15 protein-coding genes are annotated in these 17,408 nt (G+C 56.2%); 11 read left to right on the top strand and 4 right to left on the bottom strand.

Annotation, left to right across the window (positions count from 1 at the left end):
• Positions 1-140 precede the first annotated feature (140 nt).
• Entirely contained in the window at positions 141-1,235 is a 1,095-nt protein-coding gene (locus tag KIN_RS00700) for a phosphatase PAP2 family protein (protein ID WP_159804050.1), read from the top strand.
• 26 nt (positions 1,236-1,261) lie between these two features.
• Here the strand turns inward: KIN_RS00700 and KIN_RS00695 are convergent, their stop codons facing one another.
• Positions 1,262-2,080 carry a sulfotransferase family protein gene (locus KIN_RS00695; protein ID WP_159804049.1) on the bottom strand — a complete coding sequence of 273 codons (819 nt, stop codon included), beginning with the start codon at positions 2,078-2,080 and terminating at the stop codon, positions 1,262-1,264.
• A 140-nt stretch (positions 2,081-2,220) separates the two neighbouring features.
• On the opposite strand from KIN_RS00695, the gene KIN_RS00690 reads away from it, so the two are divergent.
• The 3 genes from KIN_RS00690 to KIN_RS00680 all read left to right on the top strand — a co-directional run bounded on the left by KIN_RS00690 (position 2,221) and on the right by KIN_RS00680 (position 4,494).
• A complete protein-coding gene (locus KIN_RS00690; RefSeq protein WP_159804048.1) occupies positions 2,221-3,798 on the top strand; it encodes a DUF5928 domain-containing protein in 1,578 nt (525 codons plus the stop codon).
• 10 nt (positions 3,799-3,808) lie between these two features.
• Positions 3,809-4,189 carry an HIT domain-containing protein gene (locus tag KIN_RS00685; RefSeq protein WP_159804047.1) on the top strand — a complete coding sequence of 127 codons (381 nt, stop codon included), beginning with the start codon at positions 3,809-3,811 and terminating at the stop codon, positions 4,187-4,189.
• A gap of 125 nt (positions 4,190-4,314) precedes the next feature.
• Positions 4,315-4,494 carry a zinc-finger domain-containing protein gene (locus tag KIN_RS00680; RefSeq protein ID WP_159804046.1) on the top strand — a complete coding sequence of 60 codons (180 nt, stop codon included), beginning with the start codon at positions 4,315-4,317 and terminating at the stop codon, positions 4,492-4,494.
• A gap of 41 nt (positions 4,495-4,535) precedes the next feature.
• Here the strand turns inward: KIN_RS00680 and KIN_RS22530 are convergent, their stop codons facing one another.
• The gene (locus KIN_RS22530) at positions 4,536-5,285 is read right to left on the bottom strand and encodes a methyl-accepting chemotaxis protein (RefSeq protein ID WP_159804045.1); all 750 of its coding nucleotides are present in this window, start codon (positions 5,283-5,285) and stop codon (positions 4,536-4,538) included.
• A 109-nt stretch (positions 5,286-5,394) separates the two neighbouring features.
• Here KIN_RS22530 and polA point away from each other — a divergent pair, with 109 nt between their 5' ends.
• A complete protein-coding gene (gene polA, locus KIN_RS00670; RefSeq protein ID WP_159805276.1) occupies positions 5,395-8,181 on the top strand; it encodes a DNA polymerase I in 2,787 nt (928 codons plus the stop codon).
• Here the strand turns inward: polA and KIN_RS22625 are convergent.
• Both KIN_RS22625 and KIN_RS00660 read right to left on the bottom strand, forming a co-directional pair.
• Positions 8,135-8,437 carry a DUF2798 domain-containing protein gene (locus KIN_RS22625; RefSeq protein ID WP_159804044.1) on the bottom strand — a complete coding sequence of 101 codons (303 nt, stop codon included), beginning with the start codon at positions 8,435-8,437 and terminating at the stop codon, positions 8,135-8,137. The genes polA and KIN_RS22625 overlap by 47 nt on opposite strands.
• Positions 8,438-8,566: 129 nt before the next feature.
• Positions 8,567-9,169: a DUF1285 domain-containing protein gene (locus KIN_RS00660; protein WP_159804043.1), complete on the bottom strand. Its 603-nt coding sequence runs from the start codon at positions 9,167-9,169 to the stop codon at positions 8,567-8,569.
• Positions 9,170-9,233: 64 nt separating this feature from the next.
• On the opposite strand from KIN_RS00660, the gene KIN_RS00655 reads away from it, so the two are divergent.
• The 6 genes from KIN_RS00655 to KIN_RS00630 all read left to right on the top strand — a co-directional run bounded on the left by KIN_RS00655 (position 9,234) and on the right by KIN_RS00630 (position 17,393).
• Entirely contained in the window at positions 9,234-10,241 is a 1,008-nt protein-coding gene (locus tag KIN_RS00655) for an AAA family ATPase (protein WP_159804042.1), read from the top strand.
• Positions 10,238-11,128 carry a DUF58 domain-containing protein gene (locus KIN_RS00650; RefSeq protein ID WP_159804041.1) on the top strand — a complete coding sequence of 297 codons (891 nt, stop codon included), beginning with the start codon at positions 10,238-10,240 and terminating at the stop codon, positions 11,126-11,128. The genes KIN_RS00655 and KIN_RS00650 overlap by 4 nt, the downstream gene beginning before the upstream one ends.
• The gene (locus KIN_RS00645) at positions 11,129-13,894 is read left to right on the top strand and encodes a DUF4159 domain-containing protein (RefSeq protein WP_159804040.1); all 2,766 of its coding nucleotides are present in this window, start codon (positions 11,129-11,131) and stop codon (positions 13,892-13,894) included. It begins immediately after the preceding gene.
• Between the two features lies 1 nt (position 13,895).
• Positions 13,896-15,962 (top strand): hypothetical protein, encoded by a 2,067-nt coding sequence (locus KIN_RS00640; protein ID WP_159804039.1) that lies wholly within the window; start codon positions 13,896-13,898, stop codon positions 15,960-15,962.
• Positions 15,963-16,051: 89 nt separating this feature from the next.
• Entirely contained in the window at positions 16,052-16,363 is a 312-nt protein-coding gene (locus KIN_RS00635) for an ArsR/SmtB family transcription factor (RefSeq protein WP_159804038.1), read from the top strand.
• Positions 16,356-17,393: a permease gene (locus tag KIN_RS00630; protein ID WP_159804037.1), complete on the top strand. Its 1,038-nt coding sequence runs from the start codon at positions 16,356-16,358 to the stop codon at positions 17,391-17,393. The genes KIN_RS00635 and KIN_RS00630 overlap by 8 nt, the downstream gene beginning before the upstream one ends.
• The last annotated feature ends 15 nt before the right edge of the window (positions 17,394-17,408 follow it).

Genomic DNA, 17,408 nt, shown 5'->3' with positions numbered 1-17,408 from the left:
TAAAAAATTCATAAACACATCAGGTCAACATACCTGACGAGCTGCAGCTATGAGGGCTCCAAAAGGTCCTGACGATGCCCAATCCTCGCCACGTTTCGCGATAACAAAGGTGCAGTTAGTGGCTAATTGGGACGAAATCCATGACAGTAGTTGAATTGGGCGGCACCTTGTCTGCTGCGGGTAAGCCACTTGTTCTGGTCAACCGCTATCGCTTCTTCGTCGGACTAATCGTCGTCCACGTCCTTGCCGCTTTGATTGTTGAAAACGCGACGGGGATCGCATTCGATATCTCCTTCGTGAAAAGGCTGTCGGTTCTCGGCGGCGTCATGATCCCATTTTTTTTGGTGATCCTGACAATACGCGCGTTCATTTTGATGGCGATCTTTGATCGTCCCGCAAAACCCATTCCGGCTTTTGCATCCATCTTGTGGAAGGTTGTCGGCAGCTGGCAGCGCCTGCTCAACGGCCTTTTTGCAATGGCCTGCCTGCTGGTTTTCTTTGCATGCTTCGCCTACTTCAAATCAATTATTCCGTTGTATGACGCGTTTTCCTGGGATCCAGCCTTCGCAGAAATTGATCGGGCCATGCATTTTGGCCGATATCCGCACGAATGGCTCATGCCAATCTTCGGTACACCATTTATGACAACATCTTTGAACGTCGCATATCATGCATGGTTCTTCCTGCTCTACTTTTTCATGTTCGTCGCATGGTTTGCGCATAAAAATCAGCGGGCGCGGATGACATTCCTTATCGCGCTTCTGCTGACGTGGGGCGTGGGTGGAAACCTACTTGCGACACTTTTCGCATCTGCTGGGCCGGTCTATTATGAGGGGCTGGGATACGGGACGGACTACGTGCCGCTGATGGACGCATTGAACACCTTTGCACAAACGTCACCCGTCTGGGCGCTGGACGTACAGACAATGCTCTGGGACAGCTATGTGGGCCCAACAGAGCCCAACGAAGGTATATCGGCCATGCCGAGCATGCATGTGGCCAGCTCCACCCTTCTGGCAATCGGTGCATTCAGCTTCCGCAGATGGGCGGGTATCGTAATGACGATCTTCCTGATCATCATACTAATCGGCTCGGTCCATCTGGCGTGGCACTACGCAATCGACGGCTATGCGGGTATCCTGATCACGTTTGTACTCTGGAAAATCTCCGCATGGCTCTGTCGCGACCTTCCTGATGGGCGGGAAACAGAACAAGCAACGCAAGCACTTGTCTGAACACTACGTTGGCTGCCTTCCGTCCTTCATTCACCAAGTTTTGCGTGAACCTCATCAAGATCAATCTCGCCTAACGGCATTTTGTTGCCAGGATTTTCGACGTCATACTTGAACAACTGAAAGTCTCGTTTGTAGATCTCATAGACCAGATGCATGGACAGATCGTCGAAATAGTCTTCGATCGGATGCGCTCGCTTCGGCCCATGACCCTCGGACTCGTTGAACCGCGGAATTTCGGCAAGCTCTACCGGCACAGGTGTTTCGACGGAGGATAGGACAGTTTGCATTCCGTCGTTGAAATGCTCGGTGAAAAAGATGGTATCGTAGGTGCCGCCGTTTAGAATGAAAGTCGAAATGTGACCGGACATTGCGGACCAGTGAATATCCGGCTCCATCGGGCGCCGCCAGCGGATGGTGTCCCGTGCAAACAGCAGAAACCTTCGAAATGAAGCGATCTGATCGAATTCAAATCCGTTCTCAGGATCACCAACCTCAACCCCGTATTTCTGCATGATAAGCGGAACCAGATTACCACGATATCGCTTGCCGTTCCGCTGAATGCCGCAAATCTTGTCAAAAAACGAACTCAGGATTCGACCGTAAGGGTTGCGCACACATGTAAATGCATAGCTGCGATGCGCCCGCACATTGTCGGTGATCAGCGGCTGACTGTCTTCCAAGGCCCATTTATGCAAACCGTTGGATGCGTCATGGATGTCGCCATCGAAAAAACTGCCGTGGTCGGAGTAGTACATGATCTGACCGATGGTCGAGCAGGCGCATTTCGGCACAACCCGATACACCATGCTTTCGCTTTCCGTCATCCAGGTCCCGGGAAACCCCATCGACCGCTCCTTCCCACGCAGACGCGCGCCCACATAAACTTGGGTCTGTCCAAACCGATTGAGGCTGTTTATTCAACAATCCCTAAGGTTATGTAGACAAACCTGAAAACTGATAGACCAAGGCCGGGGCGCTGATCCAGATGGCAAAGATTGCCTTCATTTTGCTGTGTCATAAAGACCCCAAGGCAATTGTGGATCAAGCCCAGCGTCTGACCGCCGCTGGAGACTACATCTCTATACATTTCGATGCCCGGGCCAACAAAGATGCCTACGCGGAGATTCAGGAGGCTCTTGCCGGAAATGCGTCGGTGACCTTTGTCCGTAACCGTGTGCGCTGCGGTTGGGGCGCGTGGTCGCTGGTCGAAGCGAGCCTGCGAGCGGTTGAAGCCGCTGTGGAAGCTTTCCCTCGGGCAACGCATTTCTACATGCTGTCGGGTGATTGCATGCCAATCAAATCCGCCGCCTATGCGCATACGTTTCTGGATGAGACAGATGTAGACTACATTGAAAGCTTCGACTTCTTTTCTTCCAACTGGATAAAGACAGGGCTGAAGGAAGACCGGCTTGTTTACCGGCACGTCTTCAATGAACGACAAAACCCATCCTTGTTCTACGGCGCGCTTGAGGTGCAAAAGAAACTGGGATTGCGGCGTGCGATACCCGAAGATCTGCAGATTATGATCGGGTCCCAGTGGTGGTGTCTCAGGAGACGCACGGTTGAATGGATCCTTGAATTCGCCAAGTCCCGGCGAGACGTCATGCGATTCTTCAAGACCACCTGGATTCCCGATGAGACGTTTTTTCAGACTATGGTCCGTCACCTCGTGCCCGACAGTGAAATAGAAGGACGCACCCTGACATTTCTGATGTTTAGCGACTACGGCATGCCGGTTACGTTCTACAACGATCACTATGATTTGCTTCTGAGTCAAAAATTTCTCTTCGCGCGGAAAATTTCACCGCAGGCTGCAGATCTGAAAACGCGACTGGGCGAGCTTTATGTATCCGGGCGGGAGGATTTCCGAATTTCGGATGAAGGGCAGTCGCTGTTTCAGTTCCTGACGACACGGGGACGGCGCGGTTTGCGTTTTGCCCCGCGCATCTGGGAAGACCAAGCTCAGATCGGGCGGGAGCGCACCTTACTGGTTCTGACATGCAAAAAATGGCACGTCGCAAAGCGGCTGGCAGATCGGATCATCAACGAAACCCATGTAAACGGTCTAGAATATATCTTCGACGAAGAGGACACTGAGCTTCCCGAACTTGGCGGTATAGAAACCAGTCTGACAAAGCGGACACGCCACAACCGCGCGCTTCTTCGTCTTATCTTTGATAGCTATCAAACGTCCAAGTTGTTGATCTGCGTTGATCCCAGCAACATCGAAGTGCTTCGGGATTTTGCGAGAGACCGTGCAGAGATACACATACTTGAGATTGAGTGCGACTTCTCTGATGCGTATCTTCTTGGACATGCCCAGCGGATCGGGTTGGCGCGCGAGAATACGCCACCCGAGGTGGTGAATGGCATCATCGCCCCAATTCGACAAACGTTTGAGGATGAAATCGCCACGATCCGCGATGAAGGCTTTGCCCATCTCATGCGCATCGGCGAAACCCGGTCGGCTTCAGAAAATGCGACGGCTCTGGCTCGTTTTCTGAATATTGAGTTGGATGCCGCGCGCAATATCTTGGATATCGACTATCTCTTTTTTGAATAGGAGCAAGCCAATGGGCTACCAATACGACGACCAAAACGTGTTTGCGAAAATTCTGCGGGGGGAAATTCCCAACGACACCGTGATGGAGAGCGATCATAGCTTAGCGTTTCGTGATATCACGCCTCAGGCGCCCATCCATATCCTCGTTATCCCAAAGGGTCCTTACGTCTGTTTCGATCATTTCGCGCTGGAGGCCAGCGACGCCGAGATTGCAGATTTCAACCGAATGGTCGGAAAGATCTGCGCGGACCAGAAAATTCAGCCGGGCGAGGATGGTGATGGCTATCGGTTGATCTCCAACGCAGGAAACGATGGTGTGCAGGAAGTTCCTCATTTGCACATACACATTCTCGCAGGTCGTGGTCTGGGTCGTATGTTGGCCAAGGCATAGCCCAAATCAATTCGTGAAACTGAAGGACCCTGCTTGTCCAATTCATCAGATCATCCCTTGCGAGCCAGAGCAGGGCACGCTAGCTCAATTACGGTGAAATACCGTTTGCAAGACAGGACTACACCATGCCGATTGATGCGCCCGAGACCGAGATAGTCGACAGCTACCGTGTGGCCTGTGATGGCGGTGAAGGCGCACTTGGACATCCCCGGGTCTGGTACGAAATTCCGCGGGACAAAGGCTTCGTTGAGTGCGGATACTGCGACAAGAAAATTATCCATCGCGATTTTGAAGGTAAAGTGTAGCTCAAGTCCGATCGGTGATCGCCAGCAGACCGGCGTCAACATCAGCCGTCGAGCAGTCGCACCAAATCGGTCATGCCATCCCGAACATCGGCGCTCGCGGCAGCAATTTCGTCTGAGAGTGTTTTGATCTCGCTCGCGATGATCGAAAATCCTCGACCAGCTTCGCCAGCGCGCGCTGCTTCCACCGATGCATTCAACGAGATGAGGCGCACCATCCGCGTCACGCGTTCAATTTCTATAGTGGCTTCATGGGCCTTTCCGGTCGTCTCGATCGCAGTGTGTTCGCGTTGAGTGCGCTGTTCAATCAGATCCCCGTAAAGAGCTTCGTAGAGCGATAGAAAACTGTGCGCGAAGACATCTCGTGTAAAGAATGCAAGTTCGAAGATAGCCTTGCGTTGCTCATCTTCCCCAGCATCGCCCGGATCAATCAGCTTGCGCACGAGCTCGGCGTAGCTTCGTAAGTTTGCCTCTTGGCTTGGATCGCTGCGAAAGACTTTTCGCATCCATTTCAGCGCGGGCTGATCGATCCCGTCGATGGCGTCATCGGTCAGCGGCATCTTCACGGCGTTCTCGAAGGCGGCCCCTGCCCTTTTGCAAAGCCCCGCCGCGATTTCAGCCTCTGCGGGCTCCTTCGCCATTAGACGCAACGCGGCGCCAAGCGAAACCCGCGCACCATTGGAGCGGATTGTGTCGACGATCCGAACAAGCTCTATCTGGGCCAGTGCGCCATGAGCCTTCGCTGCATCTGACATCGCGGTCGAAAGATCGATTTTGAAATCGCTGTCATTCATGCGCTTTGAACTACCTCGCGCAGATTAATGGTCATTTAACCGGGAGTGACTTGCGCCGCTCTTGCCTTCGGGCGAAAACGTGACTTTCACACCTGCCTTGGGGGATCGCATGGGCTTCGGCAAAGGTCACCATCTTCACTTGATCGACGGCTCTGCGTTTATCTTCAGGGCTTACCATGCCTTACCACCGTTAACGCGCAAGTCAGACGGGCTACCTGTTGGCGCTGTCTCCGGATTTTGCAACATGTTGCAGCGCTATGTTGACGGCAACACAGGTTCCAATGCACCGACCCATGTCGCAGTGATTTTTGACAAGGGATCGCACACGTTTCGCAATGAAATCTACGATCAATACAAAGCCAATCGCGATGCGATGCCCGAGGACCTGCGACCGCAGATCCCGTTGACCCGACGGGCCACCGAAGCGTTCAACATCGCGTGTGAAGAGATGGAAGGGTTCGAAGCCGACGATATGATCGCGACCTTGGCGGTCAATGCCAGGGCGGCGGGTGGTCGCTGTACGATCATCAGTTCGGACAAGGATCTGATGCAGCTTGTCGGTGATGGTGTCGAGATGTTCGATGCCATGAAAAACGTGACAATCGACACAGAAGGTGTGGAAGCCAAGTTCGGGGTTGGCCCGGAGCGTGTCGTTGATGTTCAGGCCTTGGCTGGCGACAGTGTCGACAATGTGCCGGGTGCTCCGGGCATCGGTGTCAAAACGGCGGCGCTTCTGATCAACGAATACGGCTCCCTTGAAGAACTTTTGGACCGCGCCGAAGAGATCAAGCAACCCAAGAGGCGCCAAACACTGGTGGAATTTGCCGATCAGATCCGGCTCTCGAAGCGCTTGGTCCAGTTGGATTGTGAAACACCGCTGACATTCACATTGGATGATCTGGAGGTGCGAGATCCCGACCCTGACAAGCTCATGTCATTTTTGGCGGAGATGGAGTTTCGCACCCTCACCAAGAGGATCGCCGATAAGCTTGACGTAGAGGCTCCGGCTATTGCGGAACCGGAACCCACCGCTGTCGACGCGCCGTCGATGCCGGATCTGAAGGATGCTGTTTACGATGCCGTCGGAAGCGCAGAAGATCTGCAATCCTGGATCGACCGGATCTATGCGCGAGGCTGGGTCGCCGTGGATACGGAAACGACGAGCCTGAACGAGATGCAAGCTGATCTTGTTGGCATATCCCTGTGCGTCGAGCCCGGGCATGCGTGCTACATTCCCTTGGCACACAAGGCAGGCGGCGACGACCTTTTCGGATCGGAAGAACGGTCCGAGGGACAAATGGATTTCGACGAGGCGCTCAAGCTGCTCAAGCCGGTGTTGGAAGACCCAAGTGTTCTGAAAATCGGACAGAACATGAAGTACGACGCCAAGATTTTTTCGCATTACGACATCACCGTCGCGCCAATCGACGACACGATGCTTCTTAGCTATGCCCTTCATGCCGGGCTGCATAACCATTCCATGGATGCACTCAGCGAACGCTATCTAGGCCACACGCCCATTCCGATAAAATCGCTGCTGGGTACTGGAAAGTCGGCCATCACCTTCGACCGCGTGCCAGTTGACAAGGCCGTGCCCTACGCCGCCGAGGATGCCGATGTCACCTTGCGGCTTTGGCATCTGTTCAAGCCGCTTTTGCATCAAAAGCAGGTCACGACAGTTTACGAAACACTCGAACGACCGCTTGTTCCGGTTCTTGCGCAGATGGAGCGGAATGGCATCAAAGTGGATCGCGATACACTCTCGCGTATGTCGAATGCTTTTTCCCAGAAAATGGCCGCATTGGAAGATGAGATCCACGAACTTGCAGGGGGATCCTTCAACGTGGGTTCACCAAAGCAACTGGGGGAGATTTTGTTCGACCGCCTAGAGCTTCCGGGCGGCAAGAAAGGCAAGACCGGTGCATACGGAACCGGCGCCGATATTCTGGAAGACTTGGCAACCGAGCACGAGATGCCGCGGCGCGTTCTGGACTGGCGTCAACTGTCAAAGCTGAAATCGACCTATACCGATGCCCTGCAGGATCACATCAACCAATATACCGGCCGGGTGCATACGTCCTATTCCATTGCCGGGGCGAACACCGGGCGGCTCGCCTCGACCGATCCCAACTTGCAGAACATCCCGATCCGTACCGAAGAAGGCCGTCGGATCCGGGAAGCCTTTGTGGCCGATGAAGGTAACTTACTCGTCTCACTCGATTACTCGCAGATCGAATTGCGTATTCTGGCGCATATCGCAGATATCCCGGCACTGAAGAAAGCTTTCAAAGACGGGATCGACATCCATGCGATGACTGCGTCCGAAATGTTTGACGTCGCGCTGGAGGATATGACGCCGGACGTGCGCCGTAAGGCTAAAGCCATCAACTTCGGTGTGATCTACGGAATTTCCGGCTTTGGACTGGCTCGTAATTTGCGGATCCCGCGTGAAGAAGCGCAAGGGTTTATCGACCGCTACTTTGAGCGCTTTCCGGGCATTCGCGCCTATATGGACGATACGATCGCATTCGCGAAAGAGCGGGAATACGTGCAAACCCTCTTCGGGCGGAAAATAAACACGCCCGAAATCAATGCAAAAGGTCCGCATGCGGGGTTTGCACGCCGCGCGGCGATCAACGCGCCAATTCAAGGAACGGCAGCAGATGTCATTCGGCGCGCGATGATCCGGATGCCTGATGCTATCAAGGACTTGCCTGCAAAAATGCTTCTGCAGGTCCATGACGAATTGATTTTCGAGGTGCCGGAAGATGCGGTCGACGAAACCGTCAAGATTGTGCGTGACGTGATGGAGACCGCGTCAGAGCCGGTTGTCAAACTTGATGTCCCGCTCACCGTAGATGCAGGTCAGGGGAAGAGTTGGGCCGAGGCTCACTAGCGCTCCTACCGGCAGAGTTCGGCACCTCAAGAGGGCATTGGCACCCCCTGTAAACACTGCGTCGAATAGCAGGTCCAAGCGTCGCGAGAACTGCAAACGCAGCAGGCCAGGCGAAAAGCCAGCCGCCGAGCCAAACATGCAGGAATGCGCCGCCAAACCCCGCAACTTTGTAAGTCGCCAACGCACAGACCAGCGCAGACATCAGTGCTGATGAAATGGCGCTAAAAAGAATATGCGCAATAAAGCTACGGTTCATGATCACGGACATCTCGCACTGGGTCCGTACGTTTATGGCGTTCACACGCCTTTAAAGAAATGCCGAGTGGCGAACTGCGCCTGTGCAATTCTGCAAGATCACAAATACGTTGACTGAGTTCAGGCCACTTTATTCTGGCAAATCAGCGGAATGGATCATCGGGAAAAATTCACCCGTGGACCAGAGACCAAACCACGACACCCCATCAACGTCATGATGCACGCCAATATCGACAAGACGGTAGAAACTCTTGCGATCAATAAGGGCCTCAAGGTTGCGACGCACATTGATATAGGGCGACGGCTCGCCGGTGTCGGGATCGCGGAAAACGCGGATCGGATGATCTGGCCCCGCGGTCACTTTATCCCCGACATGGGTCTCAAAGGTGAGTTTTTGGTCTGCACCTGCGTCCGAAACGGCGAAGTCGATGGCCACAAACGGCGCATCGTCGACGGTGATTCCCACCTTCTCGACCGGAGTGACCAAGAAATAATCTTCGCCATCTTTGCGGATTATTGACGAAAAGAGTTTCACAAGGCCCGGACGACCAATGGGTGTACCAAGGTAGTACCATGTCCCATCACGGGCGATCCGCATGTCGAGATCACCACAAAAGGGCGGATTCCAGCGTTCTACCGGGGGAATGCCGCTTTTTGAGGCCTCAGATGCGCTCGCGGCAATGCTCTCTGCTGAAGGAAGCTCAAGCTTTTGTGCACCAGTTCCTTTTGCCATTCCCTCGTACCGCCATATCTGCCTTTATATATTTAAAGAATATAGCGAGACGGAAAGGATTGTCATGGCGGATGCGCACGACCTCGTCGAAGAAATTGAAGCGCTCGGCGCAAAGCTTGGCGGGGCACGGACCAGCATCGGGCAGACCATCGTCGGTCAGCAAGAGGTCGTGGACCTTGCCTTGACGGCGATGCTTTCCGGCGGCCATGCGCTGCTCATGGGCCTTCCGGGTCTGGGCAAAACGCTTCTGGTCGACACCTTGTCTACCGTCATGGGACTGGCCTCCAACCGGGTCCAGTTCACACCGGACCTTATGCCTGCAGATATTCTGGGGTCTGAGGTCCTTGATACGGGTGAAGACGGCGCACGGCAGTTTCGCTACATCGAAGGTCCAATTTTTGCGCAACTCTTGATGGCGGACGAGATCAACCGCGCCTCGCCGCGAACGCAGTCAGCCCTTCTTCAGGCGATGCAGGAGAAATCCGTCACAGTGGCGGGCAAACCGCACGCGCTGCCCGCGCCCTTCCACGTTCTCGCAACGCAAAACCCGATTGAGCAAGAGGGCACATACCCCCTTCCTGAAGCTCAACTTGACCGGTTCCTCATTCAGATTGAAGTCGCCTATCCGGACCGCCAGACCGAGCGAGATATTCTACTCGCCACGACTGGCATCGACACGACCTTGTCCCATCAGGTCTTCACAGCCGCAGAACTTATCAAAGCCCAGGATCTTGTTCGCCAGATGCCAGTTGGCGACGCGATCGTTGAGCAAATTCTTGACTTGGTGCGTGCCTGTCGTCCCGACGAGGAAGAAGCGCACCCAGTCATTCGGGAAACCGTGTCTTGGGGTCCAGGCCCACGAGCTGCGCAGGCCCTGATGCTGACGGTCCGCGCGCGCGCTCTTCTGGATGGACGGCTTGTGCCGTCTCATGATGACGTCATTGCCATGGCAGAGCCGGTACTGATCCACCGCATGGCCCTGTCTTTCGCGGCCCGGGCCGAAGGCCGTAAACTGAAAGACGTGATCGCCGAGGTGGTTGAAGCTACATCCACCCGGAAAGCCGCCGCGTGAACCAAGACCCGGCCACCAGTCCTGCGGGTCTCAGGCATCGCGCCGAAACCCATGCCAGCGCCTACCCTGCCCTTTTGGCGGAAGCAGAGCATCTGGCCGCGACGATCCTTCTGGGCGATCACGGTCGCAGGCGTGCGGGGACGGGCGATGAGTTTTGGCAATACCGTCCCGCAGAACGAGGCGACGGTTTGCGGGACATAGACTGGCGACGGTCTGCCCGCAGCGACGCCCATTTCGTGCGACAGAAAGAATGGCAGGCCGCGCAATCCGTGATGCTTTGGGTGGACGACGCCCTGTCAATGACATTCACCGGCGGCGACGACCGGCCCACGAAGGGCCACCGGGCTCGCGTCCTTGCACTCGCTCTCTGCGTCTTGCTCAACAAGGGCGGGGAGCGCTTTGGACTGGCAAATCGTGGCACGCCCCCACGCCGGGGCGAAGGACAGCTTGGCCGGATCGCCACACATCTGATGGCTGCCGCTGGGACTGCCGACTACGGCACGCCGAATGCAAGGGTTCTGCCTGCCGGATCTCGGGCTATCTTCGTGTCTGACTTTCTGGGGGATCTCGACCCTGTTTCAAAAGCGTTGACCAGCGCAACCGATCGGGGCGTCAAGGGTGCGCTGGTTCAGGTGCTTGACCCGGACGAAGAGGCATTCCCTTTCGATGGTCGCACGGTGTTCGAAAGCATGTCTGGCGCGGTCAGGTTCGAGACGTTGAAAGCCCGCGCCTTGAAGGACGCCTATCTTGATCGCCTCGCGGCCCGCAAGGCAGCACTGAAATCCCTAGCCCGCCATACCGGATGGCAATATCACTGCCATCACACATCGACGCCCGCTGCCAGTGCAATGCTTTGGCTGTATCAAGCGCTGGATCGGGGGGCTTAGGTGTTCGGTCTCTCCTCCCTTGGCTTTACCGCGCCGCTTTTGCTTGTCGCGCTGATTGCGCTGCCGATCCTTTGGTGGCTCTTGCGCGCTGTGCCGCCCGCTCCGATCCGCAGACGGTTCCCCGGCGTCGCGCTGTTGCTGGGTTTGAAGGACGACGAAAGCCAAACAGTGACAACCCCGTGGTGGCTGTTGCTGTTGCGAATGCTCGCTGTAGCGGCCCTGATTGTTGGGTTCGCCGGTCCAGTTCTAAATCCGAAAGAGGCCGGTGATGGCCGTGGACCACTGCTGATTGTGATGGACGGCAGCTGGGCAAGTGCAGCCGATTGGCCGTCCCGGATCGAGCGGGTAGAGCAATTGATTGCAGATGCCGGACGACAGGGACGTCCCGCAGCGATCGTGACACTTACCGACCTACCTGCAGGCGATCTGGTGTTCCAAACCGCAGATACGGTTCTCGCCGGCTTGCCGAGCCTTCAACCCCGCGCGTGGCAACCAGACACCGCATCAGTTCAAGAATGGTCGACCCGCCTTGGTGAAATTGGCTTCGAAACAATCTGGTTCTCGGATGGGCTGGAACGGGAGGGCCGCACTGATCTTATTGAAGCGCTGGAAAATCGCGGTGCTGTTTCTGTAATTCAGGGGCAGCGTCCCGTAGTTGCGTTGCGCCCGGCCCGCTTTGAAGACAGTCTCGTCACTGTCACCGCCATCAGAAGTCCGGACACCGGCGCCCGTGATTATGGTGTGGTTGCATATGGACCCGACCCCAACGGTGTTGAGCGTGAGCTTGCACGCGCTGTTGCGTCGTTCGAACCAGGTGCTGCAGAACTTGAGGTCCAGCTAGATCTACCGACAGAGTTGCGTAACCGGGTCAGGCGGTTTGAAATCGATGGAACCCGGTCCGCTGGCGCGACCTCTCTGACCGATGACAGCTTGAAGCGGCGCAAGGTGGCGCTCTTGGCCAGCCGCAATGACCAAGAGGCACAGGATTTGCTCTCACCTCTTTTCTATCTGCGCAGAGCACTGGTCCCAAGCGCCGACCTCATTGATGGCGCCTTGGATGATATGCTCTTGGCGAGCCCGGACGTTTTGATATTGGCAGATGTGGCGACACTCAGCGATGGCGAGCGAGAAGCCATTGCAGAATGGGCGGAAAGTGGTGGGATGCTGGTCCGGTTTGCGGGTCCGCGCACAGCTGCGGTCGATTTACTAGACGATGACCCGTTGCTTCCCATTCGGCTGCGGGCCGGTGGACGCTCTGTCGGTGGCGCGATGAGTTGGGGCGAACCCAAGACCCTCCGTGCGTTCTCACGGGATAGCCCGTTTTTCGGCCTGAGCATTCCCGGCGATGTCGTTGTCAGCAGTCAGGTTGTTGCAGAACCCGATCCCATTCTTGCGGATCGCACAATCGCGAGTTTGGCAGATGGAACGCCACTGGTAACCCGATCCGATTTGGGACAAGGACAGGTCGTTCTGTTCCATGTCACCGCGAATGCGGAGTGGTCGACGCTACCGCTCTCGGGTCTCTTCGTTCAGATGCTGGAGCGGCTCGCAATTTCGACCAGACCAACGCAACTCGACGCCGAGGATCTGTCCGGGACGACATGGACCATTGAAGAGGTGATCGACCCTTTCGGCGAAGTCCGCAGGGCGGATACGTTGCCAGGTGTCGCCGGTGAACGGCTGGCAGAGCCGGTTCTGGGCGCTGACTTGCCGCCCGGGCTCTACGAAGGCAACGACCGGCGCGTGGCTTTGAACGTGATCAATGATGACACCGTCCTGCAAGCGGCAACCTGGCCTGACACCGTCAGTGTCGAAGGCATATCAATTGCAGAAGAAACGCCACTTAAGGGGGCATTCCTGATGGCCGCGCTTACATTGCTGATGATCGATATTCTGGCATCGCTTCTCGTCGGCGGGCGATTGCGCGGGCCGCGCCAAGCCGCAGCAGTCTTGCTGGCAGCAATCGTACTGGTGCCTGCAACCGTCGAGGCGCAAGACACCAGCGCTGGTGATGAGTTGGCGTTGCAGGCGACCAGTGATGTCGTGTTGGCATATGTCCAAACTGGGGACGCAGCCGTCGACCGCGTGTCCTTCGAAGGGTTGCGTGGTCTGTCGCGCAGCCTGTTCCTGCGCACCTCCGTTGAACCAATTGAGCCGGTTGCGGTGGACCTCGAAACCGACGAACTGTCATTTTTTCCACTGATCTACTGGCCTGTCACTGAGGGTCAGGCCACCCCTTCAACAGACGCGTACGCGCGGCTCAACCGGTATCTGCGCACCGGCGGCATGATCGTCTTTGATACGCGGGATGCAAATATCGGTGGGTTTGGAACCGCCACGCCGGCCGGGCGAAAATTGCGCCAACTGGCGGCTCCTTTGGATATCCCAGCGCTTGAACCCATTCCGGCGGATCACGTTCTGACCCGGACATTTTACTTGCTACAGGACTTTCCCGGACGCCACGACAGCCGCGACGTCTGGGTAGAAGCCGCCCCTGCGAATGCCGAGCAGATCGACGGTCTACCGTTTCGCGATCTGAATGATGGTGTGACACCCGTTCTGATTGGCGGAAATGACTGGGCCAGCGCGTGGGCCCGCGATGAACGTGGACAGCCCCTTTACCCCGTAGGGCGCGGTTACGGAGGTGAGCGGCAGCGGGAAATGGCTGTCCGTTTCGGCGTCAATCTGGTGATGCATGTCCTGACGGGCAACTACAAATCCGATCAGGTTCATGTTCCTGCCCTGCTTGATCGTCTGGGGAACTGATATGACGGATGTCATTTTCGATCCCCTTATCCCTTGGTTTGCGATTGCAGCGATCGGAATTTTTGTAGCACTTCTGGTCATACTATCCCTCTGGCGCGGCCTCTCCGGATGGTGGCTACGTGGGCTCGCGGGCCTGTGCCTTCTGCTTGCCTTGGCAAACCCGTCGCTTCAAAGCGAAGAACGCGATGAGCTGAGCGATATTGTTGTCATGGTCGTTGACGAAAGCGCGAGCCAGGATCTATCCGACCGGGCAAGCCAGGCCACCGAAGCAGTAGAAGATCTTATTCAATCTGTTGCCGATCAGGGTATGGAACTTCGCACGATCACGGTGCCTGACGGCACAGGTGATGCCGGCACCGAGTTAATGACCGCGCTGAGCGATGTTTTGTCCGAAGAACCGGCCTCCCGGATCGCAGGGACGATTATGGTGACGGACGGCCAGCTTCATGACACGATCCGCGCGCCGGAAATCAATGCGCCGTTTCATACGCTTCTAACGGGGCGCGATACGGATTGGGATCGCCGCCTTATCGTTCGCAATGCGCCCGCGTTTGCAATCCTTGGCGAAGAGATAACGCTGACGCTTCACATCGAAGATCAGGGCGCCGTGCCTGAAGATATCCCGGAGCGCGCGGAACTGACGATCACTGTCGATGGCGGCGACCCTCTGCAATTCCAAGTGCCTATCGGTGAAGATCTGGAACTGCCGGTAACCTTGCCCCATGGCGGTATGAATGTTCTCCAGTTTGAGGTCGCCGCGACCGATAGCGAACTTACGGATCGAAACAACGCCGCTGTTGTTCAGATCAATGGCGTCCGCGATCGCTTGCGTGTTTTGCTGGTATCCGGAGAGCCGCATGCCGGCGAACGGACATGGCGCAATCTGCTAAAGTCTGACGCAGCCGTGGATCTGGTGCACTTCACCATCCTCAGGCCGCCTGAAAAGCAGGACGGCGTCCCGGTTTCGGAGCTGTCACTTATCGCGTTTCCGACCCGTGAGCTATTTATGGAAAAGGTCGATGAGTTCGATTTGATCATTTTCGACAGGTATAAGCGCCGGGGAATTCTTCCGGGTCTCTACTTCGACTCGATCCGAGATTACGTGGAAAACGGTGGGGCTGTCTTGGTGGCGGCTGGCCCTGATTTTGCGAGTGCCGACAGCATCTACAGATCGGCTTTGGGCGAAATAATTCCCGCCCAACCGACCGCCCGTGTAATCGAAGAAGGTTTCGTGCCGGAAATCTCAGAACTTGGCGCGCGCCATCCGGTGACCGAAGGTCTGGCGGATTTGGCACCACGTGAAGCTGAAGATGGCGTTCCCGGATGGGGGCGCTGGATGCGTCAGATCGAAGTTGAGGAGAACGCGGGCCAAACAGTGATGACGGGAATAGAAGATAAACCCCTTCTGACACTGGACCGGGTCGGTGAAGGCCGCGTCGCATTGCTGGCATCGGACCATGCGTGGCTGTGGCACCGGGGATTTGAAGGCGGCGGGCCTCAGCTGGAATTGTTGCGTCGTCTTGCCCATTGGATGATGAAGGAACCCGACCTTGAGGAGGAAGCCTTGACGGCGACCGCCGAGGGCCAGACGATGACAATCACACGTCGAACACTGTCGGAAGAGATCGGCAGCGTTAAGATAACCGCACCGGATGGAACCGAGACAGAGCTTCAACTGGATGAAGCCCAGCCAGGTCGCTATGTCGCCGAATTCGAAGGGCCAGAGCCAGGACTTTACCGCTTGGCGGAAGGCGAGGAAAACGCCGTGATTGCTTTGGGACCATCAGCGCCACGGGAATTCATCGAAACCATCGCGTCCGGTGAAAAGCTTGCCCCATTTGTAGAGGCCACGCGTGGCGGCATCCTGCGGCTTGAGGAGGGCATTCCAAACCTTCGTCTGGTTGGGGAGGGGCGCAACGCAGCGGGCCGCAACTGGATAGGTCTGACTCCACGCAATGCCTACCTGACAACATCTGTCACTATCACGCCATTGATCTCGGCCTGGCTGTTTCTGGCCATCGCAGCCTTGCTCACCATCGGCGCTTGGCTGCGAGAAGGCCGAGCCTAAGCCCACAGACTGACCTCTTCATACTGCTACTTTACCTTAATCAGATAAAACTATATAACTAGTTTAATAGATTCTTTTGAGGCGTGAAAATGATCTGGGAAGAAGCAGCACAAGGTTTCGCAGCCATGGGATCGGAGCAGCGTCTGAAAGTTCTGCGCGTCCTTATTCGTGCGGGCGAAGATGGCCTCGCGGTCAGCGATCTTCAGTCTCGTACGGATATCGCACCGACGACATTGGCGCATCACCTGAAATTTCTGGTTGGATCGGGTTTGGTAAAACAAGAGCGGGTCGGACGAACCACACTGAACCGAGCAGACTACGCCGCACTGGAAGCGCTATCGGATTTCATCCTGCAGGAATGCTGCGCGGACGTGGCTCGGAAGGCAGCGAACAATGGCTGACCTCACACAAAGCCCAAGACGACATTGGCGCATATGGCTCAATTCTCTGAAATCCCCTTGGACCGTCGTTGTCGCGGTCCCTGTCCTTGTTGCTATTTTCGATCCTGACATGGTTGGCACTGTGGTCGACTTCTCCATTCGTGCCTTCCTGAACACGCTGCCATTCATCGTCTTTGCAGTTGTAACGATTGCCTATCTGAAAGCAGCGGGCGCAGAGGCCATGATCGCGGAAGCCTTCAAAGGTCGGGAAACGCGCATGATCTTTCTTGCGGCCCTTCTTGGCGGTCTCGCGCCGTTCTGTTCGTGCGAGGTCATCCCCTTTATCGCAGGACTTCTAGCCTTGGGCGCGCCGCTCTCTGCTGTCATGGCATTCTGGCTTTCGTCCCCTTTGATCGACCCACCCACGCTTTTGATTACCGCGGCAGCACTCGGATGGCCCTTCGCCTTAGCCAAAGCCATCTCCGCCGTTGCTCTGGGCCTTTTTGGTGGCTTCGCAGTGAAGTTCGTAGCATCACGCGGGTTCATTACCGATCCCCTGCGCAGCTACACGACAAGTGTCTGCGGATGCGGACCCTCGCCCGTTTCCGGTCGGCCTGTCTGGACGATGTGGACCGATGCACCGCGCCGGGAGATCTTCCGAACATCGTTTAGAGAAAATGCACTTTTCCTGATCAAATGGCTCGCACTGGCCTATACGCTTGAGGCGCTCTTGGTCCATTACGTACCTGCTGACCTGATCGCGGGTGTTGTCGGCGGCGAAGGCATCGGACCGATTGTCACCGCCGCGCTTGTGGGCATGCCCGCTTACCTCAACGGCTATGTCGCGCCCCCCCTGCTGGCCGGTTTTATCGAACAGGGCATGAGCGATGGCGCCGCCATGTCGTTCATGATCGCGGGCTCCGTCAGCTCGATCCCCGCGATGGCAGCCGTATGGTCACTGGTGAAAAAGGGTGTATTCGCGCTCTACCTCAGCCTCGGGGTCTCTGGGGCGGTCCTGTCAGGCATCGTCTTCCAAATGATCCTACAGTGATGCACTACGTTTTGG

The sequence above is a fragment of the Litoreibacter roseus genome, from assembly GCF_009811795.1.
Classification (GTDB): domain Bacteria; phylum Pseudomonadota; class Alphaproteobacteria; order Rhodobacterales; family Rhodobacteraceae; genus Litoreibacter; species Litoreibacter roseus.
This window is presented reverse-complemented; position numbering and strand designations above follow the sequence as displayed.

Excerpts from the sequence above, each read along its gene's own strand:
- KIN_RS00630 (WP_159804037.1), top strand. The coding sequence starts at position 16,356 with ATGGCTGACCTCACACAAAGCCCAAGACGACATTGGCGCATATGGCTC.
- KIN_RS00655 (WP_159804042.1), top strand. The coding sequence starts at position 9,234 with ATGGCGGATGCGCACGACCTCGTCGAAGAAATTGAAGCGCTCGGCGCA.
- KIN_RS00640 (WP_159804039.1), top strand. The coding sequence starts at position 13,896 with ATGACGGATGTCATTTTCGATCCCCTTATCCCTTGGTTTGCGATTGCA.
- KIN_RS00690 (WP_159804048.1), top strand. The coding sequence starts at position 2,221 with ATGGCAAAGATTGCCTTCATTTTGCTGTGTCATAAAGACCCCAAGGCA.
- KIN_RS00700 (WP_159804050.1), top strand. The coding sequence starts at position 141 with ATGACAGTAGTTGAATTGGGCGGCACCTTGTCTGCTGCGGGTAAGCCA.
- KIN_RS00635 (WP_159804038.1), top strand. The coding sequence starts at position 16,052 with ATGATCTGGGAAGAAGCAGCACAAGGTTTCGCAGCCATGGGATCGGAG.
- polA (WP_159805276.1), top strand. The coding sequence starts at position 5,395 with ATGGGCTTCGGCAAAGGTCACCATCTTCACTTGATCGACGGCTCTGCG.
- KIN_RS00685 (WP_159804047.1), top strand. The coding sequence starts at position 3,809 with ATGGGCTACCAATACGACGACCAAAACGTGTTTGCGAAAATTCTGCGG.
- KIN_RS00695 (WP_159804049.1), bottom strand. The coding sequence starts at position 2,080 with ATGGGGTTTCCCGGGACCTGGATGACGGAAAGCGAAAGCATGGTGTAT.
- KIN_RS22530 (WP_159804045.1), bottom strand. The coding sequence starts at position 5,285 with ATGAATGACAGCGATTTCAAAATCGATCTTTCGACCGCGATGTCAGAT.
- KIN_RS00680 (WP_159804046.1), top strand. The coding sequence starts at position 4,315 with ATGCCGATTGATGCGCCCGAGACCGAGATAGTCGACAGCTACCGTGTG.
- KIN_RS22625 (WP_159804044.1), bottom strand. The coding sequence starts at position 8,437 with ATGAACCGTAGCTTTATTGCGCATATTCTTTTTAGCGCCATTTCATCA.
- KIN_RS00660 (WP_159804043.1), bottom strand. The coding sequence starts at position 9,169 with ATGGCAAAAGGAACTGGTGCACAAAAGCTTGAGCTTCCTTCAGCAGAG.